The 21,664-nt window shown below is 67.5% G+C and carries 20 protein-coding genes, 2 tRNA genes and 1 pseudogene; 8 read left to right on the forward strand and 15 right to left on the reverse strand.

The features are described from left to right. The first annotated feature begins 51 nt into the window (after positions 1-51). Entirely contained in the window at positions 52-993 is a 942-nt protein-coding gene (locus ACFRAQ_RS33425) for a LysR family transcriptional regulator (RefSeq protein WP_379106867.1), read from the forward strand. Here ACFRAQ_RS33425 and ACFRAQ_RS33430 read toward each other — a convergent pair. After that, positions 951-1,406 carry a DUF4383 domain-containing protein gene (locus tag ACFRAQ_RS33430; protein ID WP_379106869.1) on the reverse strand — a complete coding sequence of 152 codons (456 nt, stop codon included), beginning with the start codon at positions 1,404-1,406 and terminating at the stop codon, positions 951-953. The genes ACFRAQ_RS33425 and ACFRAQ_RS33430 overlap by 43 nt on opposite strands. A gap of 136 nt (positions 1,407-1,542) precedes the next feature. Between ACFRAQ_RS33430 and ACFRAQ_RS33435 the strand changes: the two genes are divergently transcribed. Beyond that, positions 1,543-1,968, forward strand: coding sequence for a helix-turn-helix domain-containing protein (locus ACFRAQ_RS33435; RefSeq protein ID WP_379106871.1), 426 nt, complete (start codon positions 1,543-1,545; stop codon positions 1,966-1,968). Continuing rightward, positions 1,965-2,804 (forward strand): alpha/beta fold hydrolase, encoded by an 840-nt coding sequence (locus ACFRAQ_RS33440; RefSeq protein WP_379106873.1) that lies wholly within the window; start codon positions 1,965-1,967, stop codon positions 2,802-2,804. The genes ACFRAQ_RS33435 and ACFRAQ_RS33440 overlap by 4 nt, the downstream gene beginning before the upstream one ends. 48 nt (positions 2,805-2,852) lie before the next feature. Here the strand turns inward: ACFRAQ_RS33440 and ACFRAQ_RS33445 are convergent, their stop codons facing one another. The 4 genes from ACFRAQ_RS33445 to ACFRAQ_RS33460 all read right to left on the reverse strand — a co-directional run bounded on the left by ACFRAQ_RS33445 (position 2,853) and on the right by ACFRAQ_RS33460 (position 6,777). After that, complete coding sequence (locus tag ACFRAQ_RS33445) at positions 2,853-3,605, reverse strand: amino acid ABC transporter ATP-binding protein (RefSeq protein WP_379106979.1); 753 nt, start codon at positions 3,603-3,605, stop codon at positions 2,853-2,855. 84 nt (positions 3,606-3,689) lie between these two features. Next, entirely contained in the window at positions 3,690-4,628 is a 939-nt protein-coding gene (locus ACFRAQ_RS33450; RefSeq protein ID WP_379106875.1) for an amino acid ABC transporter permease, read from the reverse strand. A gap of 6 nt (positions 4,629-4,634) precedes the next feature. Further along, on the reverse strand, positions 4,635-5,540 hold the full coding sequence (locus ACFRAQ_RS33455) for an ABC transporter substrate-binding protein (RefSeq protein WP_379106877.1): 906 nt from the start codon (positions 5,538-5,540) through the stop codon (positions 4,635-4,637). A 151-nt stretch (positions 5,541-5,691) separates the two neighbouring features. Beyond that, on the reverse strand, positions 5,692-6,777 hold the full coding sequence (locus ACFRAQ_RS33460; protein ID WP_379106879.1) for an isocitrate/isopropylmalate dehydrogenase family protein: 1,086 nt from the start codon (positions 6,775-6,777) through the stop codon (positions 5,692-5,694). 102 nt (positions 6,778-6,879) lie between these two features. On the opposite strand from ACFRAQ_RS33460, the gene ACFRAQ_RS33465 reads away from it, so the two are divergent. Both ACFRAQ_RS33465 and trxA read left to right on the forward strand, forming a co-directional pair. Then, entirely contained in the window at positions 6,880-7,401 is a 522-nt protein-coding gene (locus tag ACFRAQ_RS33465; RefSeq protein ID WP_379106881.1) for a 2'-5' RNA ligase family protein, read from the forward strand. A 61-nt stretch (positions 7,402-7,462) separates the two neighbouring features. Then, entirely contained in the window at positions 7,463-7,831 is a 369-nt protein-coding gene (gene trxA, locus ACFRAQ_RS33470) for a thioredoxin (protein ID WP_357097888.1), read from the forward strand. Between the two features lie 70 nt (positions 7,832-7,901). Here the strand turns inward: trxA and ACFRAQ_RS33475 are convergent, their stop codons facing one another. Beyond that, positions 7,902-8,333 (reverse strand): 2-keto-3-deoxygluconate kinase, encoded by a 432-nt coding sequence (locus ACFRAQ_RS33475; RefSeq protein WP_379106883.1) that lies wholly within the window; start codon positions 8,331-8,333, stop codon positions 7,902-7,904. A 539-nt stretch (positions 8,334-8,872) separates the two neighbouring features. Beyond that, entirely contained in the window at positions 8,873-11,608 is a 2,736-nt protein-coding gene (polA, locus tag ACFRAQ_RS33480; RefSeq protein WP_379106885.1) for a DNA polymerase I, read from the reverse strand. 121 nt (positions 11,609-11,729) lie between these two features. Between polA and ACFRAQ_RS33485 the strand changes: the two genes are divergently transcribed. Continuing rightward, a tRNA-Trp gene (locus tag ACFRAQ_RS33485) sits at positions 11,730-11,802 on the forward strand. Positions 11,803-11,865: 63 nt separating this feature from the next. Here ACFRAQ_RS33485 and ACFRAQ_RS33490 read toward each other — a convergent pair. The 6 genes and pseudogenes from ACFRAQ_RS33490 to ACFRAQ_RS33515 form a co-directional block, all read right to left on the reverse strand. After that, entirely contained in the window at positions 11,866-12,561 is a 696-nt protein-coding gene (locus ACFRAQ_RS33490; RefSeq protein ID WP_379106981.1) for an ABC transporter ATP-binding protein, read from the reverse strand. A 153-nt stretch (positions 12,562-12,714) separates the two neighbouring features. Beyond that, positions 12,715-13,602, reverse strand: a pseudogene (locus ACFRAQ_RS33495) (ABC transporter ATP-binding protein); the annotation flags it as partial. A gap of 35 nt (positions 13,603-13,637) precedes the next feature. Next, positions 13,638-14,870, reverse strand: coding sequence for a branched-chain amino acid ABC transporter permease (locus tag ACFRAQ_RS33500; RefSeq protein ID WP_379106887.1), 1,233 nt, complete (start codon positions 14,868-14,870; stop codon positions 13,638-13,640). After that, a complete protein-coding gene (locus ACFRAQ_RS33505) occupies positions 14,867-15,907 on the reverse strand; it encodes a branched-chain amino acid ABC transporter permease (RefSeq protein WP_357285862.1) in 1,041 nt (346 codons plus the stop codon). Before ACFRAQ_RS33505 ends, ACFRAQ_RS33500 begins: the two co-directional genes overlap by 4 nt. A 78-nt stretch (positions 15,908-15,985) precedes the next feature. Beyond that, entirely contained in the window at positions 15,986-17,200 is a 1,215-nt protein-coding gene (locus ACFRAQ_RS33510; RefSeq protein ID WP_379106984.1) for a branched-chain amino acid ABC transporter substrate-binding protein, read from the reverse strand. Between the two features lie 247 nt (positions 17,201-17,447). Beyond that, the gene (locus tag ACFRAQ_RS33515) at positions 17,448-18,071 is read right to left on the reverse strand and encodes an ANTAR domain-containing response regulator (protein ID WP_357097904.1); all 624 of its coding nucleotides are present in this window, start codon (positions 18,069-18,071) and stop codon (positions 17,448-17,450) included. Between the two features lie 221 nt (positions 18,072-18,292). On the opposite strand from ACFRAQ_RS33515, the gene ACFRAQ_RS33520 reads away from it, so the two are divergent. Continuing rightward, positions 18,293-18,379: transfer RNA gene (locus ACFRAQ_RS33520), tRNA-Leu, on the forward strand. A 107-nt stretch (positions 18,380-18,486) separates the two neighbouring features. Here ACFRAQ_RS33520 and ACFRAQ_RS33525 read toward each other — a convergent pair. Then, positions 18,487-19,245: a ferritin-like domain-containing protein gene (locus tag ACFRAQ_RS33525; protein WP_379106890.1), complete on the reverse strand. Its 759-nt coding sequence runs from the start codon at positions 19,243-19,245 to the stop codon at positions 18,487-18,489. Between the two features lie 44 nt (positions 19,246-19,289). Next, positions 19,290-20,774: an NAD-dependent epimerase/dehydratase family protein gene (locus ACFRAQ_RS33530; RefSeq protein ID WP_379106986.1), complete on the reverse strand. Its 1,485-nt coding sequence runs from the start codon at positions 20,772-20,774 to the stop codon at positions 19,290-19,292. A gap of 183 nt (positions 20,775-20,957) precedes the next feature. On the opposite strand from ACFRAQ_RS33530, the gene ACFRAQ_RS33535 reads away from it, so the two are divergent. After that, positions 20,958-21,470, forward strand: coding sequence for a monooxygenase family protein (locus ACFRAQ_RS33535; RefSeq protein WP_379106892.1), 513 nt, complete (start codon positions 20,958-20,960; stop codon positions 21,468-21,470). Positions 21,471-21,664 lie beyond the last annotated feature (194 nt).

The raw sequence follows: 21,664 nt of genomic DNA on the forward strand, positions 1-21,664 counted from the left end.
CGGAACAATAACTCCAACAGATAGTTCTTCTCGAAGCTAGAATCATCAGTTATGGAACTGCGTCAGCTGCGCTACTTCGTCACGGTCGCCGAGGAAGCGAACTTCACCCGCGCGGCGGCCCGCCTGCACCTGGCCCAGCCCGGCCTCAGCGCGCAGATCCGCCGGCTGGAACGCGAACTGGGACAACCCTTGCTGGATCGGACCAGCCGCTCGGTCACGCTCACCCCGGTCGGCGAGGCGGTGCTGCCGATCGCCCGCGCGGCCCTCGAACATGTCGAGCGCATCACCCACGCCGTGGACGAGTTCACCGGCCTGCTGCGCGGGCATGTGCGGGTCGGCTTGATCTCCGGCGCGGCGGGCGAGGAGATCGACATCGCGCAGGTGTTGTCCGACTTCCACCGCGATCACCCGCAGATCGGCATCTCCCTCACCGAGGACACTTCCGACGCCATGTACGGCGCTCTGCGCCGCGGCGAGCTGGACATCGGCCTGCTCTCCATCTCGGAGGATCTGGACCCGAGCATCGGCACCGAGCTCATCTACGAGAGCACCATCGTGGCGGCCGTGCCCGCGGCGGCCGAGGGCTTCGGCGCCCGGATCACCCTGGCCGAACTGTGCCAGCACCCGCTCATCTGCCTGCCCACCGGAACCGGGTTGCGCGCACTACTCGAAAACGCCTGCGCCGCGGCCTCTCTGGTACCCGATGTGGCGTTCGAGGCCGCCGCACCCCCGCTGCTCATCCGGCTGGCCGCCCACGACCTCGGCATCGCCGTCATTCCGAGAATTCCGGCGGAGGAGGCCGCTCGCCTCGGTATCCGCACCCTGGAGATCGATCCGGCGATGTGCGGCCGCCTGGTGCTGGCGTGGAGCACCGAGCGGCCCCTGAGCCCGGCCACGAAAGTCCTGCTCGGCCAACTCCGTATCGCGCTCGCGAGCTGGAAGTCGCCGGGTCAGGCGAATACGGCTCGCAGACCGCGGTCCCGCACGGCCTGAATCCCGACCAGAGCCAGCAGTACGACACCGGTCACGATGTGCTCGATGGCGTCGCTCCGGTGATTCGGGAAGCTGAACATCACGACGCTGTGCGCGAACAGCGCCCAGATCCCGACCACGAATCCGCCTCCGACAGCGGCGATCACGCAGTACCAGGCGGCCCAGCGCCTGCGCAGGGCGGCGAGCAGCGCGGGGGTGAACAGCAGCAGGCCCGCGAGCCCGTGCCAGCCGTTGTAGTCCATGCCGAGAACCGGTGTGGCCGGGGCGTGTTCGCCCATCGCGAAGCTGGGTTCGGCGATCCAGCCCACGATCGCCCACACGATATGGACGACTCCGACCACGAATACCGCCCCTTGCAGAAAGCTTCCTCGCGCCCGCGCCACCGGACGCTCCCCTGTCGCCGTCATCGCCATGTCGCCGCCTCCCAACGGTGCGACCGAATATCTACTACAAACTGTAGTTGACTTGACGGCTCCACGTAAGTGCCATCACATAATTACCCAAACTTCCCTATTGCTACTCCACACAGGGAACGTTAGGGTAGTTTTCATGACCGATCGTCTCTACTCCGTCGAGGAAGTCGCCGAACGCCTAGGCCTGCACGTGCGCACTGTCCGCGGGTACGTGCGCGAAGGAAAGCTGCCCGCCACCCGCATCGGCAAGCAGTACCGCATCACCCGGGCCGATCTGGAAGCCTTCACCGGCCTGCCCGCACCCGAGGCCGGATCGACTGCCCCGCAACGGTATTCGGAGGTGTCCAGCATCGTCGAGGTCGACGCCGCGGATCCCTCGATCGCCGACCGGGTGAGCACGCTGCTGACCGCGGCGGCGGGCACCCACACCGGAGACGGGCAACCGCTGCGGGTGCAGACCTTCTACGACCGCGAACGCGCCCGGCTGAAGGTCATTCTCGTCGGCGGCCTGGGCGATACCGCCCGGCTGCTCGAATACATGGAAGGAGTTCTCGCGTCGTGAACGCGATCTACAAGTCCGAGGCCGGACGGGCCGCCATCCAGGCCCGCTATCAGGAACTGGTGCGCCGCTGGCCGGTCGCGGTGGAGCAGTTGCACATTCCGACCCGGGAGGGCGACACCTTCGTGCTGGCCTCCGGCCCGAAGGACGCGCCACCGGTGATCCTGCTGCACGGGTCCGGGGCCAACTCCGCCACCTGGCTCGGCGACATCGCCTCCTGGGCAACCGATTTCCGCGTCTACGCCGTCGACATGGTGGGCGAGCCCGGCGGCAGCGCCGAGTCCCGCCCGGTGCTCGGCTCGGACGCGGTCGCGTCGTGGCTCGACGATGTCCTTGCCGGACTGAGCGTTTCCGCGGCGGCCTTCGTCGGCATGTCACTGGGCGGCTGGACCGCCCTGGACTACGCAGTCCGCCGGCCCGACGCCGTCACCAAGCTGGCGCTGCTGTGCCCCGGCGGGATCGGCAAGCAGCGCTACGGCTGGATCTTCAAGAACCTGCTCGATCACCTGTTCAGCAACCACGACCTGCGCCGCTCGGCCGCCATCGTCACCGGCCTGAACCTCACCGACCACGCCGAGATCCTCGACGACGTGACGCTGACCTTCACCCACTTCAACCCGCGCACCGGCAAACTGCCCATCTTCACCGACGCGCAGCTGAGCGCCCTCCCGATGCCGGTCCTGGTGATCGTGGGCGCGGACGACGTCATGTTCAAGTCCGCCGACACCGCCCGCCGCGCGCAGCAATCCATCCCGAACGCGACCACCCGGGTGCTCCCGGGCGTCGGCCACGCCATCCTCGGTCAGACCGCGCCCGTACTGGAGTTCCTCCGCACATAGCGGATCAGGGAGCCCCCGTACCGAGGGCTCCCTGATCTCGTTGCGGACCTAGAGGATTCGTGAGAGGAACGCCTTGGTCCGGTCCTGCTGGGGGTTGGCGAGCAGCTCGCGCGGATCGCCCGCCTCCACGACCACTCCGCCGTCCATGAAGGCCAGCTGGTCGGCGACCTCGCGGGCGAAACCCATCTCGTGGGTGACGACCACCATGGTCATGCCCGAGGCCGCGAGTTCCCGCATGACACCGAGCACCTCACCCACCAGCTCCGGGTCCAGCGCCGAGGTGGGCTCGTCGAAGAGCATCAGCTTGGGGTCCATGGCCAGGGCGCGGGCGATGGCGACACGCTGCTGCTGACCGCCCGACAACTGGGCGGGGTAGGCGTCGGCCTTGTCCGCCAGGCCGACTCGGGCCAGCAGGTCGCGGGCGCGGGCCACCGCGTCGGCCCGCTTGAGCTTCTTGACCTGGGTCGGCGCCTCGATGATGTTCTCCAGCGCTGTGCGGTGCGGGAACAGGTTGAAGTGCTGGAACACCATGCCGATATCGCGGCGCTGCTTGGCGGCGTCGCGCGGGTGCAGCTCGTAGAGCTTGCCGTTCTTCTCGCGGTACCCGACCAGATCGCCGTCCACGTACAGGCGTCCGGCATTGACCCGCTCGAGATGGTTGATGCAGCGCAGGAAGGTGGACTTGCCGGAACCGGACGGGCCGATCAGGCACAGCACCTCGCCGCGCTTCACCTCGAGGGTGATGCCCTTGAGCACGTTCAGCGCGCCGAAGCTCTTGCACACCCGGTCGGCGCGCACCATCGGCACCGCCGAGGGCGGCAGCGAGCCGTCGATCAGCGGCGTGGATTCCTTGGAGAACGACATCGAATCCTCGGACATGTTCACCTATCCCGTTCCGCCGGCGACCTGCGCCTGGGCCAAGGCGCGCAACTGTTTCGCGGTCAGCTGCCGGGAGGAACCGCGCGAGTAGTACCGCTCCAGGTAGTACTGGCCGATCATGAGCACGCTGGTGACGGCCAGATACCAGGTGGCGGCGACCAGCAGCAGCGGGATCGGCTGGAAGTTCACGCTGTAGATGTCGCGGGCCCGGCCGTAGAGGTCGGTGGTGAGCGGAATGGCCGTCACCAGCGAGGTGGTCTTCAGCATGGAGATGAGCTCGTTGCCGGTCGGCGGGATGATCACCCGCATGGCCTGCGGCAGCACCGTACGGGTCATGGTCTGCGACCACGACATGCCCAGCGCCACCGACGCCTCGCGCTGCCCCTCGCCCACCGAATTGATTCCGGCGCGCACGATTTCGGCCATGTAGGCGGCCTCGTTGAGCCCCAGGCCGATCATGGCGAAGAAGAACGGCGCCGACCAGTGCTGCACATCGAAGTGCGCCAGCGACGGCCCGAACGGCACACCCACGGTGACGGTCTTGTACAGCGACGGGAACAGGCCCCAGAACACCAGCTGCACATAGACCGGCGTCCCGCGGAAGATCCACAGATACGCCCACGCCACCGAGCGCAGCACCGGGTTCGGCGACAGGCGCATGACCGCCAGCAGCACGCCGAGCACCACGCCGATCAGCATGGCCAGCACGGTCAGTTCCAGAGTCACCAACGCGCCCTGGGCGATTCGCTTGTCACCCAGGTACTTGAAGTAGGTGTTCCAGTGGTAGGCCTCGTTGGTCTTGGCGCCCCAGAGGAACAGGGCCAGGGCGATCAGGATGATCGCGGCGGCGATCCACCGGCCCGGCCGTCGCAGCGGAATCGCCTTGATCGGCTCGGGCTCGGAGCTCTCGACCGGCATCGAGAGGTGGTTCGTGTCCTGCGACATAGGAGGTCAGCTGGCTCCGTTGATGACGGACTTGGTGATCGCGCCCTCCTGGACACCCCAGTTGTCGGCGATCTTCTTGTACTGGCCGTTGTCCATCAGGTACTGCACGGCTTCCTGCAGCACCGGCGCCAGCGTGGAGCCCTTCTTGACCGGCCAGCCGTACGGCGCGGAATCGAAGATCTTGCCCGCGGGCTCGATCTTGTCGCCCGCCTGCTTGATCGCGTACGCGGTCACCGGGGAGTCGGCGGACATGGCGTCGACCTGGCCCTGGACCAGCGCGTTGGCGGCGGCGGACTGCTCGTCGTAGGCGACCTTCTGGATCTCCGGCTTGCCCGCGGCGACGCACGCCTTGGACTTGGCCGGGATCTCATCGGTGTCCTGAACGGTGGTGCGCTGCACCGCGACTCGCTTGCCGCAGGCATTGTCCGGGTCGACGGTCTTGCCCTTCTGCTGGGCCCACTGGCTGCCCGCGGAGAAGTAGGTGACGAAGTCGGCGGTGGCCTCGCGCTCCTTGTTGTCGGTGAAGGAGGACATGCCGAGGTTGTAGGTGCCGGCCTCGATGGAGGGGATGATCTTCTCGAAGTCGGCTTCCTTGTAGTCCGCGTTCAGGCCCAGCACCTTGGCGACCGCGTCCATCAGGTCGACGTCGAAGCCGACGATCTTGCCGCTGGACGGATCCCGGTACTCGTTGGGCTGATACGGAACGTTGACGCCGACGGTCAGCTTGCCGGAGGACTTGATGTCGGAGGGCACCTTGGCCGCGATGGTGTCGACCTTGGCCACGTCGACCTTGGCCACCTCGGGACCGCTGGACTCCGAATTACTGGTACACGCGGTCAGTGCGAGAGCGCCACCGGCGACGACGACAGCGGCTCGCAGGGCACGCCCGCGAAAAGAGTTACGAACAGACACAGCAGTCCTCCACAGTTCGGGTGCGCGACATCCGTGGGTCGCCCGCCGTTTGAAATGTAAGCGAGTGACACCGTCCGCGTCGGCCGGTAACCGAAGATTAATCGGCGACACGCCAGAGCGGGGCCGAACACGCCCGGCCCGGAATGCGCGCTCACCAGCGGTGCAGCCGTGCGCGCACCTGCTCGGTGAATTCGGAGGTAGAGGCTAGCCCACCCAAATCGGACGTTGCAACACCAGCCCGCAACGTATCAGCAACCGAGCGTTCGATGCGGTCGCCGACCCGGCGCAACGCGCTGTAGCGCTGGGTGCGACCCATCCAGTGCAGCATCGCCGCCGCGGAGCCGAACAGCGCCACCGGATTCGCGCGATTACGCCCCGCCAGGGTCGGGGCCGCGCCGTGTACCGCCTGCGCCATGATCTGGGTATCGGAGCAGTTCACCGAGGCGGCCATACCGAGCGAACCGCTCAATTCGCCCGCCAGATCGGACAGGATGTCGCCGAACAGATTCTCGGTGACGATCACGTCGTAGTCGCGGGCCGCGCGGACCAGATGCGCGGCCGCCGCGTCCACGTGCTCGTCGTCGATCTCCACGTCCGGGTAGTCCGCGGCCACCTCATAACAGATGTCGCGGAACATGCCCATGGTCATGGGCAACACATTGGCCTTGTGCACCACGGTCAGCTTCTTCGAACGCTCCGACGCGATCTCGAACCCCAGTCGCGCGATGCGTTCGATCGCGGCCCGGGTGAACACGCCGACCGACAGCGCGACATCCCGCGACGGCTGGAACTCGCCGGAACCGGCGGCCATATTGCGGTCGGCGTAGAGGCCCTCGGTGTTCTCCCGCAGGATCAGCAGATCCATGTCCTGGGCCAGTGCGCGCACGCCTTCGAGGCTGCGGGCCGGGCGGATGTTCGCGTAGAGACCGAAGCGCTTGCGGACCGCGCCCGCGGGCGGCAGGCCGGTGCGGTGTTCGGGCGCGTAGGAGGCGCTGTCGTGCGGGCCCATGATCCAGGCGTCGAGTTCGGCCAGCGCGGCGAGCGTCTGTTCGGGCACCGGGTCGCCGTACTGTTCGATCGCCTCGTGCCCCAGCGGCAGCGGGACCCACTCCACCGGCGGCAGGCCGGTGGTCTCGAAGGCGTCGTCGACCACATGCCGGGTGGCGCGGACGATTTCGGGGCCGATGCCGTCACCCTCCAGCACGCCGAGCCGGATTCGAGTGTCGCTGTCGCTCATGGCAGTCATCCTCGCGCAAGCCCCGCCGCCGTCGTGCTCCGGCACACGCTGCCACGCCTGTTTCGAGACCTGGACGGGGATCGCGCGTAAGTTCAGGACACCATGGTGCAATCGGTGGAACTGGTGCTCGACGAGGCGTCCGAGGCCGCGGTGCGGCGGCAGTGGGCGGCGCTGAGCGAACTCGGCCTGCACACCCCCGGGCCCTGGTACCGGCCGCACATCACCATCGCGGTGGCCTCCGAGATCTGGCCCCGGCTGGACAAGGTCTTGGCGCAGCAGGACTTCCGGCCGTTCCCGGTGCGCCTGGGCGGACTGCTGGTCTTCGGATCCCGTGCCGCCGTGCTGGTTCGGGCGGTGGTGCCATCCGAACCGCTGATCTCCTTGCAGCACAGGCTGTTCCGGGTCATCGCCGACTGCCCCGGCATCCCCGGCAATGTCCGGCCCGACAGCTGGACCCCGCATGTCACCCTCGCCCGCCGGCTGAAACCGGGCCAATTCGACGCCGCGCTGGGCGCGGTGGGCTGGGACAAGGACGTGCGGGCTACCGTGGAGGGTATCCGCCGGTGGGACGGTGACCGGCGCGCCGAATGGTCGGTGACCGCCGGTGACCGGCCCGCCCGGTGACGCGGGGAAGATAACCGCAGGGCCCGGTGTTGGACCGGGGACATCGATACGAGAGGAAGCCATGGCCACCCAGACCCTGACCGAACAGAACTTCGACGAGGTAGTCACCGGTAACGACGTGGTTCTCGTCGACTTCTGGGCCTCGTGGTGCGGTCCGTGCCGCAGCTTCGCCCCCACCTTCGAGAAGTCGTCCGAAACCCACCCCGACGTGGTGCACGGCAAGGTCGACACCGAGGATCAGCAGGGACTGGCCGCCGCGGCCAACATCCGCTCCATCCCGACCATCATGGCGTTCCGCGAGGGCGTGCTGGTCTTCGCGCAGCCCGGCGCGCTGCCCCCGGCCGCGCTCGAGGATCTGGTCACCCAGGTGAAGGCCCTCGACATGGACGAGGTGCGCAAGCAGCTCGCCGAGCAGGAATCCGCCAAGTAGCCGCCTCCCGCCGCAGCGTCAGCGCCGCGACTCCCGAAGGAGTTGCGGCGCTTCGCTTTTCACGGAGGGATCAGAAGTGCGAGCCGAGGTGGTTGATGCCCGCGATCATGGCGCGGATGGTCGACTCGGCGGCGTCGTCGGCGAGGGCGGCGCCCCAGCCACGGCGGCCGTTGAACTCGCACTGCACGAAGGTGGCGGTGCCGTCCTGAGTGCGGCGCTGGTGGAAGGCGAGGATCTCCACCGGGTAGCCCTCGTCGTAGAGCGCCGAGGTGAGCGCGGCCACCGGGCTGCCGGTCGCCACGACGGTGCGCAGGTGGGAGGCGATTTCGAGGGTGGCCGTACCGGCGCGGTCGCCGATCGGCGTCCAGTCGCTGAGCTTGACCGGGCCCATCGGGTCGCAGTAGCGGTCATGGAACTCGGCGGGGGTCAGTCCGGCGCATTCGGCCCGCAGGCTCGCGGGGGCGGCGGCGATGAACATGGCGGTATCCAGGGTGATGGTCATTGAACTAGGTCTTCCCGACTTCTTCCGAAGAATTGACAGAGGGGACCAGCAAAAGAAAGTTTCATCGGCCGCAGCGAGGGGCCGGTCCGAATCAGACCCCGCTACGGCGGAGAACTACGAGTACCCGATCGCCGGCCACATTCGCGGTAAGCGAAATAAGCGCTGCGCGGTCGCGGTCTGCGACATCGAGCGCTGCGCTGCGGCTGTTGGCGGGATTCGGCACGGGGTCGAGCATAGGGGGACGCTCACGCAATGGCAACCACATTCGTGAGGGACCCACGAGTAACTTCGTCGCAGGTCACCGCCAATGCGACGGGCGCCACACGGCCTCCGGCGCGGCCGCGAGCAAACACTGTGGGCCCGGCAAACATCCGATTCGTGAACATCCCCAGGTCGACGCAATTCCGGCAACCCGTACAGCGGGTGGCGAGCGGGTGCCCAAGCGCGCGCGGACGGCGTCCGAGACGCGGACGGCCCGCACCGAAACCCGGTGCGGGCCGTCCGCGTGTCGCGCGACTCGCGAGTGCGTGTCGAGTTCCCTAGTGCGCGGCCGAATCCCAGCTGCGACCCACGCCCACCGACACCTCCAGCGGCACCGACAGTTCGATGGCATTGGACATGTGCTCGCGCGCAAGCGATTCCAGTTGCTCCCGCTCCCCCGCGGCGACCTCGAAGACGAGTTCGTCGTGGATCTGGAGCAGCATGCGCGATTTCAGGCCCGCCGCCCGGATCGCCTGCTGGGTGTCGATCATGGCGACCTTGATGATGTCGGCCGCGGTGCCCTGGATGGGGGCGTTGAGGGCCATGCGCTCGGCGGCCTCGCGGCGCTGCCGGTTGCTGGAATCCAGGTCCGGCAGGTAGCGGCGGCGGCCGAACAGGGTCTCGGTGTAGCCGACCTTGCGGGCCTGATCGACGGCGTCGTGCAGGTAGTCGCGGATGGCGCCGAAACGGTTGAAGTAGATGTCCATCTGGACCTTCGCCTCGTCGGCGCTGATCTTCAACTGCTGGGACAGGCCGTACGCGGACAGACCGTAGGCCAGGCCGTAGGACATGGCCTTGATGCGGCGGCGCAGCTCCGGCTCCACCTCGGCGATCGGGATGTCGAAGGCCTTGGAGGCGACGAAGTTGTGCAGGTCCTCACCCGAGTTGAAGGCCTCGATGAGGCCCTCGTCCTTGGACAGGTGGGCCATGATCCGCATCTCGATCTGGCTGTAGTCCGCGGTCATCAGCGACTCGTAGCCGGGGCCGACGACGAAGGTGTCGCGGATGCGGCGGCCCATGTCGGTGCGGATCGGGATGTTCTGCAGGTTCGGCTCGGTCGAGGACAGGCGGCCGGTGGCGGCGACCGTCTGGTTGAAGGTGGTGTGGATGCGGCCGTCGTCGGCGACCGACTTGAGCAGGCCGTCGACGGTCACCTTGAGGCGGGTGGCGTCGCGGTGCTCGAGCAGGTGCTGCAGGAACGGGTGCTGGGTCTTCTCGTAGAGGCCCTCGAGCGCGTCCGCGTCGGTGGTGTAGCCGGTCTTGGTGCGCTTGGTCTTCGGCATGTCGAGCTCGTCGAACAGGACCACCTGCAGCTGCTTGGGCGAGCCCAGGTTGATCTGCTTGCCGATGACGCCGTAGGCCGCCTCGGCGGCCTCGGCGACGCGGTCGGCGAACTCGCGCTGCAGCTGCTCGAGCTGAGCGGAGTCGACCGCGACGCCCGCGGCCTCCAGGTCGGCCAGCACGCTCAGCAGCGGCAGTTCCATATCGCGCAGCAGCGCGGTGGATTCGATGCGCTCGAGTTCGGTGTCGAAGGCGTCGGCGAGGTCGTAAACCGCTCGGGCGCGCAGCATCTGGGCGTTGGCGACCTCGGCGTCGACCTCGTCCTCGTCGTCGAGCAGCGACAGCTGGGTCTCCCCGGCATTGTCGACGCGCAGTTCCCGGCTCAGATAGCGCAGGGACAGGTCCTCCAGATTGAAGGTGCGCTGGCCCGGCAGGATCAGGTAGGCGGCCAGCGCGGTGTCGCTGGTGAGCCCGGCCAGCCGCCAGCCGCGACCGCGCAGGGCGTGCATGGCGTTCTTGGCCTCGTGCAGCGCCTTCGGGATCTCCGGGTCGGCGAGCCATGCGCCGAGCGCCTTCTCGTCCTCGGGAGTCAGCGTGTGGACATCGATGTAGGCGCCCTCGCCGTCGGCGGCGGCCAGCGCGACGGCCTGGGCGTCACCGGTGACCGGTGAGCCGTTGCCGACCACGGAAACCCCGTGCCGCGCACCGGGTCCGGCGTGCTCGGCCAGCCAGGCGGCGACGGTGCCCGCCGCCAGCGCGCTGCCGCTGATCTCGAACCCGGACTCGGCCTCGGGCTCCACCGGGGCCAGGGTGTCGAACAGGCGGTCGCGCAGGACGCGGAACTCGAGCTCGTCGAACAGGCGGTGGATCTTGTCCCGATCCCACGGCTGCATGGCCAGCTGCTCGGGGGTGTACGGCAGCGGCACGGTCTTCACCATCTCGGTGAGCTGCCGGTTCAGCACGACGCTGGACAGGTTGGCGCGCAACGCGTCTCCGACCTTGCCCTTCACCTTGTCCACCTGGTCGACCAGCGTGGCCAGATCCCCGTATTCGCGGATCCACTTGGTCGCGGTCTTCTCCCCCACGCCCGGAATACCCGGCAGATTGTCACTCGGGTCGCCGCGCAGCGCCGCGAAGTCCGGGTACTGCGCCGGGGTGAGCCCGTACTTCTCCTCCACCGCGGTCGGGGTGAACCGGGTCAGCTCGGAGACGCCCTTCTTCGGGTAGAGCACGGTGACGTCGTCGTTGACCAGCTGCAGCGAATCCCGGTCGCCGGTCACGATGAGCACCTTGAACCCCTCCGGCACGGCCTGCGTGACGAGGGTGGCGATGACGTCGTCCGCCTCGTACCCCTCGATGGCCATCACCGGAATCCCCAGCGCACCCAGCACTTCCTGGGTGGTCTCCACCTGCCCCTTGAACTCGTCCGGCGTCGTGGCCCGATTGGCCTTGTACTCGGGGTACGCCTCGGTCCGGAACGTCTTGCGGCTCACGTCGAACGCCGCCGCCACATGCGTGGGCTTCTCGTCCCGCAGCAGATTGATCAACATCGCCGTGAACCCGTACACCGCGTTCGTGGTCTGCCCACTCTGCGTCTTGAAGTTCTCCGCCGGCAGTGCGTAGAACGCCCGATAGGCCAGCGAATGCCCATCCAGCAGCAACAGGGTCGGCTGCTCCCCGGACGGCGACACGGACGCGGCAACAGGGCGCTGATCAGTAGAGGCAGGGGTCACCCGCAAGAGTCTAGGTACCGCCCCCGACATCCGTGGGCAGCGGGCATACTCGGCCCGTCGCCCCAGGTCAGCGAAACCGATTTCACCCAGGACCCGCTACCTGGTAGCGTTGCCCCCGCCAAGGGGTGTAGCTCAATTGGCAGAGCAGCCGTCTCCAAAGCGGCAGGTTGCAGGTTCGATTCCTGTCGCCCCTGCTTGAAGGTTCGGGCCGGTCACCGGAAGGTGACCGGCCCGAATGCTTTTCGGGGTGGGTGGGGTCAGCCGACGCCGAGGTAGGCGGACTTGACGGCGGGGTCGGTGAGCAGGGCTCGGCCGTCGCCGGTCTTGGTCACCTCGCCGGTTTCCAGGATGTAGGCGCGGTCGCTGCGGGTCAGGGCCTGCTGGGCGTTCTGTTCGACCAGCAGGACCGTGGTGCCCTGGGCGTTGATGTCGGCGATGATCCGGAAGATCTGCTGGATCACCATGGGGGCCAAGCCCATCGACGGCTCGTCGAGCAGCAACAGCTGCGGGCGGGCCATGAGGGCGCGGCCGATGGCCAGCATCTGCTGCTCGCCGCCGGAGAGGGTGCCGCCCACCTGGCGGCGGCGCTCCAGCAGGCGCGGGAACAGCTCGAAGACCCAGTCCAAGGTTGTCGCGTAGTCCGCCTTGGACGCGAACGGCCGTGCGTGGCACCCCATGTCGAGGTTCTCCTGGACCGTCATGCCCGGGAAGACGCCGCGGCCCTCGGGAGCCTGGATCAGCCCCGCCACCACACGTTCGTGGGCCTTCATGCGGGTGATGTCGCGGCCCTGGAACATGATGCGGCCGCGGGTCAGCGGCAGCAGGCCCGACAGGGCGCGCATGGTGGTGGTCTTGCCCGCGCCGTTCGCGCCCAACAGGGTGACCAGCTCACCCTGACCGACTTCGAGCGAGATGCCGTGCAGCGCTTGGATTCTGCCGTAGTTCACGACCATGTCCTCGACGGTCAGCAGCGGCTCGCCGGTCGAGGTGGCGGGTGCTGCGGAACCGGGCGCCTGCTTGATGAGGTCCGGAACCGGTTCGGCGGCAATGCTTCGCGCCTCGGCGGCGTCCTCGGCCGACTCGGCGTCGGCCTCGTCGGGCACGCCCAGGTAGGCGTTGATCACCGCGGGATCCTGGCGGATCTGCTCCGGCAACCCGTCGGCGATCTTGCGGCCGAATTCCAGCACCACGATGCGGTCGGTCACGCCCATGACCAGTCGCATGTCGTGCTCGATGAGCAGCACCGTGTAGCCGTCGTCGCGGATCTTGCGGATCAGATCCATGAGCGCCGACTTCTCGCTCGGATTGAACCCGGCGGCGGGCTCGTCCAGGCACAGCAGTTTCGGCTCGGTCGCCAGCGCGCGGGCGATCTCCAGGCGGCGCTGATCGCCGTAGGAGAGGTTGCGCGCCTTCTCGACCGCGTGCGCCGCGATGCCGACGTACTCCAGCAGCGCCATGCCCCGCTCGAGCGCGTCCCTCTCCTCCTCGCGGTGCCGCGGGGTGCGGAAGAGCGCGCCCGGGACCGAGGTCTTGTGCCGGGCGTCCGCGCCGACGACCACGTTCTCCAGCGCGGTCATCTCCCCGAAGAGCCGGATGTTCTGGAAGGTGCGCGCGATGCCCAGCCGGGTGATCTCGTTGCGCTTGGTCTTGGTCAGCGGCTTGCCGTCGAAGTAGACCGTGCCGTCCGACGGGCGGTACACCCCGGAGATGGCGTTGAAGCAGGTCGTCTTGCCCGCCCCATTGGGCCCGATGAGTCCGAGGATCTCGCCGCGGCGGATCTCGAAGCTCACATTGTCGAGCGCGGTGAGGCCGCCGAACCGCATGGTGAGCCCGTCGGTGCGCAAGAGCGGCGCGCCGACCTCGGTCTCGATGTCACGATGCGGCGCAACGACTTCCGCGACCACCTCGGGGTCCTTGTAGACGGGCAGCACCTCGGTGACGTCGAGCATGCCCGCGCTGGGCTCGACCTCAGGCCGCGCGTACCCGGCCGCCATGTCCTCGTTGTCGAACAGCGCGTCGCCCGGCCCCGTCACTGTCCAGCTCCCGTCGTCTGCGCGGCCACCGCGGGCCGTCGCACCGCCCGATACACCTGCCGCCCGTAGGTCAGCAGTTTCTGCCGCGCCGGGAACAGCCCCTGCGGCCGGAAGATCATCACGACCACCAGCGTGAGACCGAAGAACAGATACTTGTAGTCGCCGAGGGACTGCCCGCCCACGTTCACGCCCATGAACCGGTTGGGCAGGTACACGATCAGGAACGCGCCGACGATCACGCCGAGCTTGTTGCCCTGCCCGCCCAGCACCACCGCGCACAGGAACAGCATCGAGTTGATGACGTTGAACCCCTGCGGATTCACGTACTGCACCTGACCCGCGTACAGCGCGCCCGACAGGCCGCCGATGGCCGCGCCGATCATGAACGCCCACAGCTTGAACTTGAAGGTGGGCACGCCCATGATCTCGGCCGCGTCCTCGTCCTCCCGGATGGCGACCCACGCGCGGCCCACCCGGCTGCGCTCGAGATTGCCGACCAGCATGAGCACGGCGACCACCAGGACGATGCCCAGCCAGTACCACCAGGTGCCGGAGTTGGCCCGGTCCAGCACATTCCAGGTGTGCACGTCACCGAGATTGCCGGAGGAGAAGTAGCCGCCCGGATGGGTGTCGGACTCGCCGACATGCGGGTACTGGATGCGGGACAGGCCGAGGCTGCCATTGGTGATCTCGGGCAGATTGTCGGCCAGCAGCCGGACGATCTCACCGAAGCCGAGGGTCACGATGGCCAGGTAGTCGCCGCGCAGACGCAGCGTCGGCGTGCCCAGGATGAGACCCGAGATCGCGGTCGCCAGGATCGCGATCGGCACGCACGCCAGCCACGCCCACTGCGGATCGAGCCAGCCGCCATTGGTTTGATTCCACGGACTGTTCGGACTGGTCAGCAGGCCGACCGAGTACGCCCCGACCGCGTAGAAGCCGACATAGCCCAGGTCGAGCAGACCCGCCTGTCCGACAACCACATTCAGGCCGATGGCGATCAGCGCGTACATGGCGAACTGCGCCATCACCCCGCCGAAACTGGTGCCGGGCGTGTCCAGCAGTGGCAGCTTGAACAGCGGCAGCGCGGCCAGCACGATGACCGCCGGAATGCCGAACGCCCACTGCGCCGGTCGCGAGAGCCCGGCCCACCAGGTGCGGATGGCGTCGCCGACGCCGCGTCCCGCGGGCGAGCCCTGCGGTGCGGGAGCCGTTTTCGTGTCGGTCATGCGCGCGCCCTCCCCAGGCTCTCCCCGAGAATGCCGGTGGGCCGGACCATGAGCACCGCGACCAGCACCACGAACGCGACCACGTCACGCCACTGATCGCCGAAGAGCACCTGGCCGTAGTCCTCGGCCAGGCCGAGCAGCAACCCGCCCAGCAGCGCGCCGCGCAGGTTGCCGATACCGCCCAGCACCGCGGCGCTGAAAGCCTTGATGCCCAGGATGAATCCGCCGTTGTAGATGATGCCGTTGGGGATCTTGAGCGTGTACAGCAGCGCGGCGGCGCCCGCCAGCACACCGCCGATGAGGAAGGTCAGCATGATGACCCGCTCCCGGGAGACGCCCATCAGCGTCGCCGTGTCGGGGTCCTGGGCCACCGCGCGAATGCTGCGCCCGAATTTGGTGCGGTTGATCAGCAATTCGGTGGTGAGCGCCAGCGCCACCGCGGCCAGCACGATCACCAGCGCGACATTGGTGACCGACGCGCCGAAGAACTTGAACTGCTCGGTGGGCGTCACCAGTTGGATCGGCTGCTGCGCGTTGGTGCCGCCGAGCTTGTTGCCGGTGAGCTTGGGCAGGATGTAGTGCACGAATTCCTGCAGGACGAACGACATTCCGATCGCGGTGATCAGGAAGATCAGCGGTTTCGCGCCGCGTTTGCGCAGTGGCCGGTACGCGACCCGCTCCAGCGCCACCGCGGCCGCGCCGGAGACCAGCATGCCGAAGACCATGGCCGCTGCGAGGTAGACCACGGTCAGTCCGACACCCTGGGAGTACGTATCACCGCTCGCCGCGAATCCGAACACCATCAATCCGACCAACTGGCCGAAGGTGCCGAGCATGAATACTTCTGAATGGGCGAAATTGATCAGGCGCAACACACCGTAGACGAGTGTGTAGCCGACCGCGACCAGGGCATAGATCGAGCCGTAGGTCAGTCCTTCGACGGTGAGCCGCCAGAATTGATCGGCGACGCCGGACAGATCGAACTTGATGGATCCGCTCGCGAGGAGGGTCACATCGGCCAAAGCGGGTGCAGACATTCGTTACTTTCCGCTGTCGTGGAAAACAGCGTGTGCCGAAACGAATTCGGCACACGCTGTTCCGATTAACGGTGATCGCTACTTGACCTGATACATCCAGATCAACGCGTTGGCCAATTCACCGGTGGGACCCCACTTGTACTGACGGGCCAGACCCTGGCCGTCGTAGCCGCGCACGTATTCGACCAGGTCGGGGCGGGTGACCTTACCGGCCTCGATGCCCTTGAGCACGATCGTGGTCAGGTCGTAGCCCTCGGTCGAGTAGGTGCCGGGCTCGTAGTTGTTGAACGCCTTGTACGCGGAGGCGAACTTGTCACCGGCCGGACCACACGGGCAGGAGAGCAGCGCGTCCTTGGACTTGCTGCCGGCCTGCTTGGTGAACTCGACGTCCTTGGTGCCGTCGTCGGAGATGAAGGTCGCGGTCACGCCACCGTCGCGCAGCTGGCTGACCAGCGGCGCCGCTTCGGCGTAGTAGCCGGAGTAGAAGATGCCGTCCGGCTTGGCGGAGGCCATCTTCGACACGGTCGCGGAGAAGTCCTTCTGCTTGGCCTTCACATTGGCCGCGCAGCTCGGGTCGGCGATCGGTCCCAGGCCCTCGGTGACCGTCTTGGCCAGGCCGGTGCCGTAGTCGGAGTCGTCGGCGATGACGCAGATCTTCTTGAACTTGCCGGTGCCCTTCAGGTATCCGGCCACGGCCGGGCCCTGGATGCCGTCATTGCCCAGACCGCGGAAGAAGTTGGTCCAGCCGTTGGTGGTGAGGCTGACGTTGGTGGCCGACGGCGTCAGCGACAGCAGGTTGGCCTGGTTGAGGATCGCGCCCGTCGCCTTGGTCTCACCGGAGAAGGTGGGGCCGATCAGCGCCACGATCGACGGGTCGCTGACGATGGTCGGAATGACCTGGGTGGCCTTCTGCGGGTCACCCTCGGTGTCGAATTCCTTGACCGAGACCTGGCAGCCGGGGTTGGCCTTGTTGTGCTGGTCCAGCGCCAGCTTCACACCGCGGATGATGTTGAGGCCGAGGTTGGCGTTGTCGCCGGTCAGCGGGCCAGCCATCGCGATGGTCTGGGGGGCGCACTTGCCCTTGCCGTCACCGGCGGGGTCGGCGGCCGCGCTGGAGTCCGTGACCGGGACCTCCTTGCCCTGCGAGTCCACCTGCACCAGGGGCGAAATGGTCAGATTCGACCCGCCTCCGCCCGAATTGTCCGTCGATTTGCTACTGCAGCCGGCACTGCCCAATGCGAGTACGGCCGCGGCCCCGACGACAAGCATCCTGACCGTGCGACTGTGCCGCATGGTCGACGTGCGCGTCATTGAACCAAGCACGATTCACCTCATGTTCTGTGCGCCCCCGGGGTGACCGAGGAGGGCCGCCCCATCGATCGGCCCGCACAGAAACATAGTCGGGCCACGTTAGGTCCGCATCACATTCGAATCATCCATGTGACATCGCAACTAAAGTGGAACGCCCTGTTGTTACCGCACTGTAAATTTCCTCAGTGCATTAGTGGCAACAACAGGGCGACGACCCGGCAAATGCGACTTACTTCGGCGCGAGGTTCTCCAGCACCACTTCCGCGACCGCCTTCATAGTGGTGCGTCGATCCATGGCGGTGCGCTGAATCCACTTGAACGCCTGCGGCTCGGATAGCCCCTGGGTCTGCATGAGCACACCCTTGGCACGCTCTACCAGCTTGCGCGTCTCGAGCCGGTCGGTGAGGTTCGCGACCTCGCTCTCGAGCGCGGCGATCTCATGGAATCGCGATGCGGCCAACTCGATGGCCGGCACCAGATCCGACTTGGTGAACGGCTTCACCAGGTACGCCATCGCCCCCGCGTCGCGTGCCCGTTCGACCAGGTCACGCTGGCTGAAGGCGGTCAGGATGACCACCGGCGCAACGCGTTTCGACGCGATCTCGGCCGCCGCGTCGATGCCGTCCCGGCGCGGCATCTTCACATCCATGATCACCAGATCCGGACGCAGCTCCACAGCGAGGTCCACGGCCTGCTGACCGTCACCCGCCTCACCCACCACGTGATAGCCCTCCTCGGAGAGCATCTCCACCAGGTCCATCCGGATGAGCGCCTCGTCCTCGGCAACCACCACCCGCTTGGGGGCGGACGCCGCAGCGTCCTTCTTCGAACCGCCCCCTGCTGTCGTTCCCATAGATGAACCCCTGTCGCTTCCGAAATCCGATACCCGATGCACCTCGTCTTGCGCCACCCACACAGGACCAGCACGCACCCGAGTCTCCCAAAGAGTACCGTTCACCCGGCCCTACAACCCACGTACCCAGCGCAAACCGACCAGTATCACAACCTTGTAGTCCCCCGACCCCCTCGATTAGTTGGTTTGCACCACTACCCGCTATCATTTCCCTCCGGTGCGCCGAGTTGGCGGAATTGGCAGACGCGACGGTCTCAAAAACCGTTGCCCGGAAGGGCGTGTGGGTTCGATTCCCACACTCGGCACCAAGGTCGAGGGCCGTTCCGATGATCATCGGAACGGCCCTTTTTCTCTGCTTTTCCATGCGGTCCGCGGCAGCCCGAATCACTCTCCGAGCCAAGAAGTTCCCGCTTGCTCATCGGCCCGATGGTCTCGCTCCCGGAACCGGGACGCTCGGGTCGGCGCGGAGCGGCGGGAGGGCGGCGGCGCAGATCGGGGCGAAGAGGGCGCGGGCGGCGCGGGCGAATTCGGTTCGGGTGCTGCCCAAGTGGCGCAGGGCGGGGCCGTGGTCGAGCAGGACGACCAGGATGGCGGCGTGCAGAATGGTCCACCAGGCTGCGCGGATGACGGGGCGGAACGCCGGCGGGGTCGAGGCGAAGCCCAGGCGTAGGCGGTGGGTGTGGAAGGGGATGTGGCGTTGCTCGTCGGCCAGGATGAGGGCGGCCGTGCGGGTGGTGAGCGGGTCGCGGGCGCCGTCGCGCAGGGTCCGGTAATAGGGGACGGCGATGACCTCGGCAACCGACAGCACCATGAGTTCCAGGCGCAGGCCCAGTCCCCGGCGCAGCCGGACGAAGATCGCGTCGGTCCAATGACCGGATATCGGCTTCTTCCCCGCCGCCCGCAGGAGGTTCAGCAGCAGGCGCGCGTGGTTGCGTTCCTCGGCGACGAACAGCCGGACCGCCGCCGCGTACACCGGATCACCCGCCCCGTCGGCCTTGGCGATGAGATGCGCCCCATCGCCCGACTCCCCCACCTGAAAGCGTCGAATGCTGCGCACGAGGTCGGGATGCAGAGTCATCCCACCGGCGCTGTCGGGATCGCCCGCACGGGCCCGGGCGCGCGCCTTGGCCTCGAATTCCGTTTTCCACCGGGTGAATTCATCCGAGTCACGCATACGAGCCTTCCGATCTCGACTACTGGGCCGTTCCCGAACCGACTCTAGAAACCGGATGTGCGGACCGGGCGGACACCGAGTGGAGATTCTGTGATGGCGCGCCAGGTGTCGCCGACGATCTCATCGATCGTCGAATGGATTGGCTTCCACCCGGTTTCGGCGGTGATCGTGGACGGGTCGACGATCAGGGTGGGCGGTTCCGGGGCCGGAGGGCGGTGATCGAGGGCGAGGGACACGCCGGTCACCCGCCGGACGGCCGCGGCCACCTCGAGGATTGTCGTGCCGCGGCCGCTGCCGACGGTGTAGCGGGTGGCCGTACCGGGATGCGGCGGGGTGTGCAGGCACGCGATGAACGCGCGGGCCGCGTCCTCGACATGGAGGTAGTCGCGGGTGGCGGTGCCGTCGCCGTTCACGGGCAACGGCGAATCGGCTACCGCCGCAGCCACTGCGCGCGGGATCAGGCGGGAGAGGTCGCGGTCGGATCCGCCCGCGATGTTCGACAGGCGCAGAATCACGGCCGACAATTCGCCGGTCCGGGCCGCGGCCTGGATCGCCAGCTCGGCCGCCAGTTTGCTCTGGGCGTAGGGGTGAGGCGCGGCGTCGGGGAGGTCTTCGGTCATGGGCTCGCGGTCCGGGGCCCCGTAGATCGCGGCGGTCGAGGCGAAGACGATGGTGCCGACGGCGGCGGCGGACATGGCTTCGAGCAGGGCGAGGGTCGCGGTGGTGTTGGCGCGGAAATAGCGCAGGGGGTCGGCGATCGATTCGCGGGCGCGGGCCAGCCCGGCCAGGTGGCAGACCGCGTCCACCGAGTCGACGGCTCGCGCGAGGGCGGCGGGGTCGAGCAGGTCGGCCGGACGGACCTCGGCCGCGCCCGGGATGACGGTCCCGGGGGTGCGCGCCATGGCGATGGGTTCGTGGCCGGCGGCCTGCAGGGCCGCCACGACGGCGCGGCCGAGGTAGCCGGCGGCTCCGGTGACGAGTACGCGCACCGGGTCATTCTGACAGGGCAAGGGAGACCGGTCGGGACTGATCTCGGGGAAGCGGTGTCGCGGGGGTGGTGTGTCGCGCATGATCGGTGAGCCGTAGTCGACACAGCAGTATGGAGGGCGCATGCGAATCCCGATGACCTCGATGGCGAGAGCCGGATGGGCCAGGATCGGCGCGGGGGTGGTGATGGCCGCGCTGGTGGGGGGATGCGGGGCGCAGACCGATGGGCACGCGGTGCCGGAGACGACACCGACAGTGGTGACCACGACGATGCGGGATACATCGAGCACGACGAATTCGGCGAAGACGACAGCGAAGGCGGCCGACGGACTGCCCGCAGCGGCGAACGGGACCGATCTCGGGGCGTGCGCGAAGGGCAACTGCGAAATCCGGGTGGACGGGCCGACCACGATTCCGGTCCCGGGGTTCTCACGGATCGGGGGCAGCGTGCGGATCGGGGAGATCAGCGCGTTGTCGACCACGGCGTCCACGACCGTATTCGGGTTGCCGGTATCGGGATCAACCGGCGTCGGCGGCACCATTTTCCTCAATGGCCTGACCGTGAAGATAGTTGCCGTCCAGGGCAGCTCGGCGGTGCTGCGGCTGAGTACGTCCTAGTCGGCGACCCGGGTCGTAGACTCGGGAAGTAATGGGCCGCGTTTCGAACCGCGAGCACGGGAGTGACGTAGACCCGCACAGATCACCGAGAAGTGCGGAGGCCACGAATGCCGGTGAAGAGGATGACCGCGGACCTGTCCGACTATCCGGACCTGGTCGTGATCTTGCTCGGTATGCGCGTGCACAAGCCGCGGGGAATGCTGCGATTGCTGGGAATCGGACCCAGGCTGTACAAATCCCATCACGATCGGCCCGACGGGCTGTTGTCGCACGAGGACGTGGTGTGGTCGATGTGGCCGCCGCATTGGGGCGCCAGGCAGTATTGGCGCGATCTCGACAGCCTGGAACGCTGGACCCGCTCCGAACCGCATCGCGAATGGTGGCAGCGGTTCCTGCGTGATTCCGGCGGCACCGGATTCTGGCACGAGGCCTATTTCGCCAGGGGCGGAATCGATTCCGTCTACGACGATATGGCCGCAGCCACCGGGCTGGGCCGATTCGCGCCCACCGTTCCCGCCCGCGGACGGCTGTTCTCCACCCGTGGCCGCACCCGGGGCACCGCATCCGAAATCGCGCCCGCGGTAACGGAATCCGCGCTTTATGGAACGACAGACAAATAGCGGTCCCGGTATTGATTCGGCGTGCGTGAAAAGGCATGCTGATCTTCCACGCCGAGTCGCCCACCGGACGCTCCGGTAAACGAGAGTCGACAGCGAGTGAGCGACATCCGGCCACCGCGTGAACAATGCGGTTGAAACGTGTGATTCGGTCACGGAACTGTTTCGAATCGACAACGGCGGGCATAGGTTGTCCG

It is taken from the genome of Nocardia sp. NPDC056611, from assembly GCF_042792755.1.
GTDB lineage: Bacteria > Actinomycetota > Actinomycetes > Mycobacteriales > Mycobacteriaceae > Nocardia.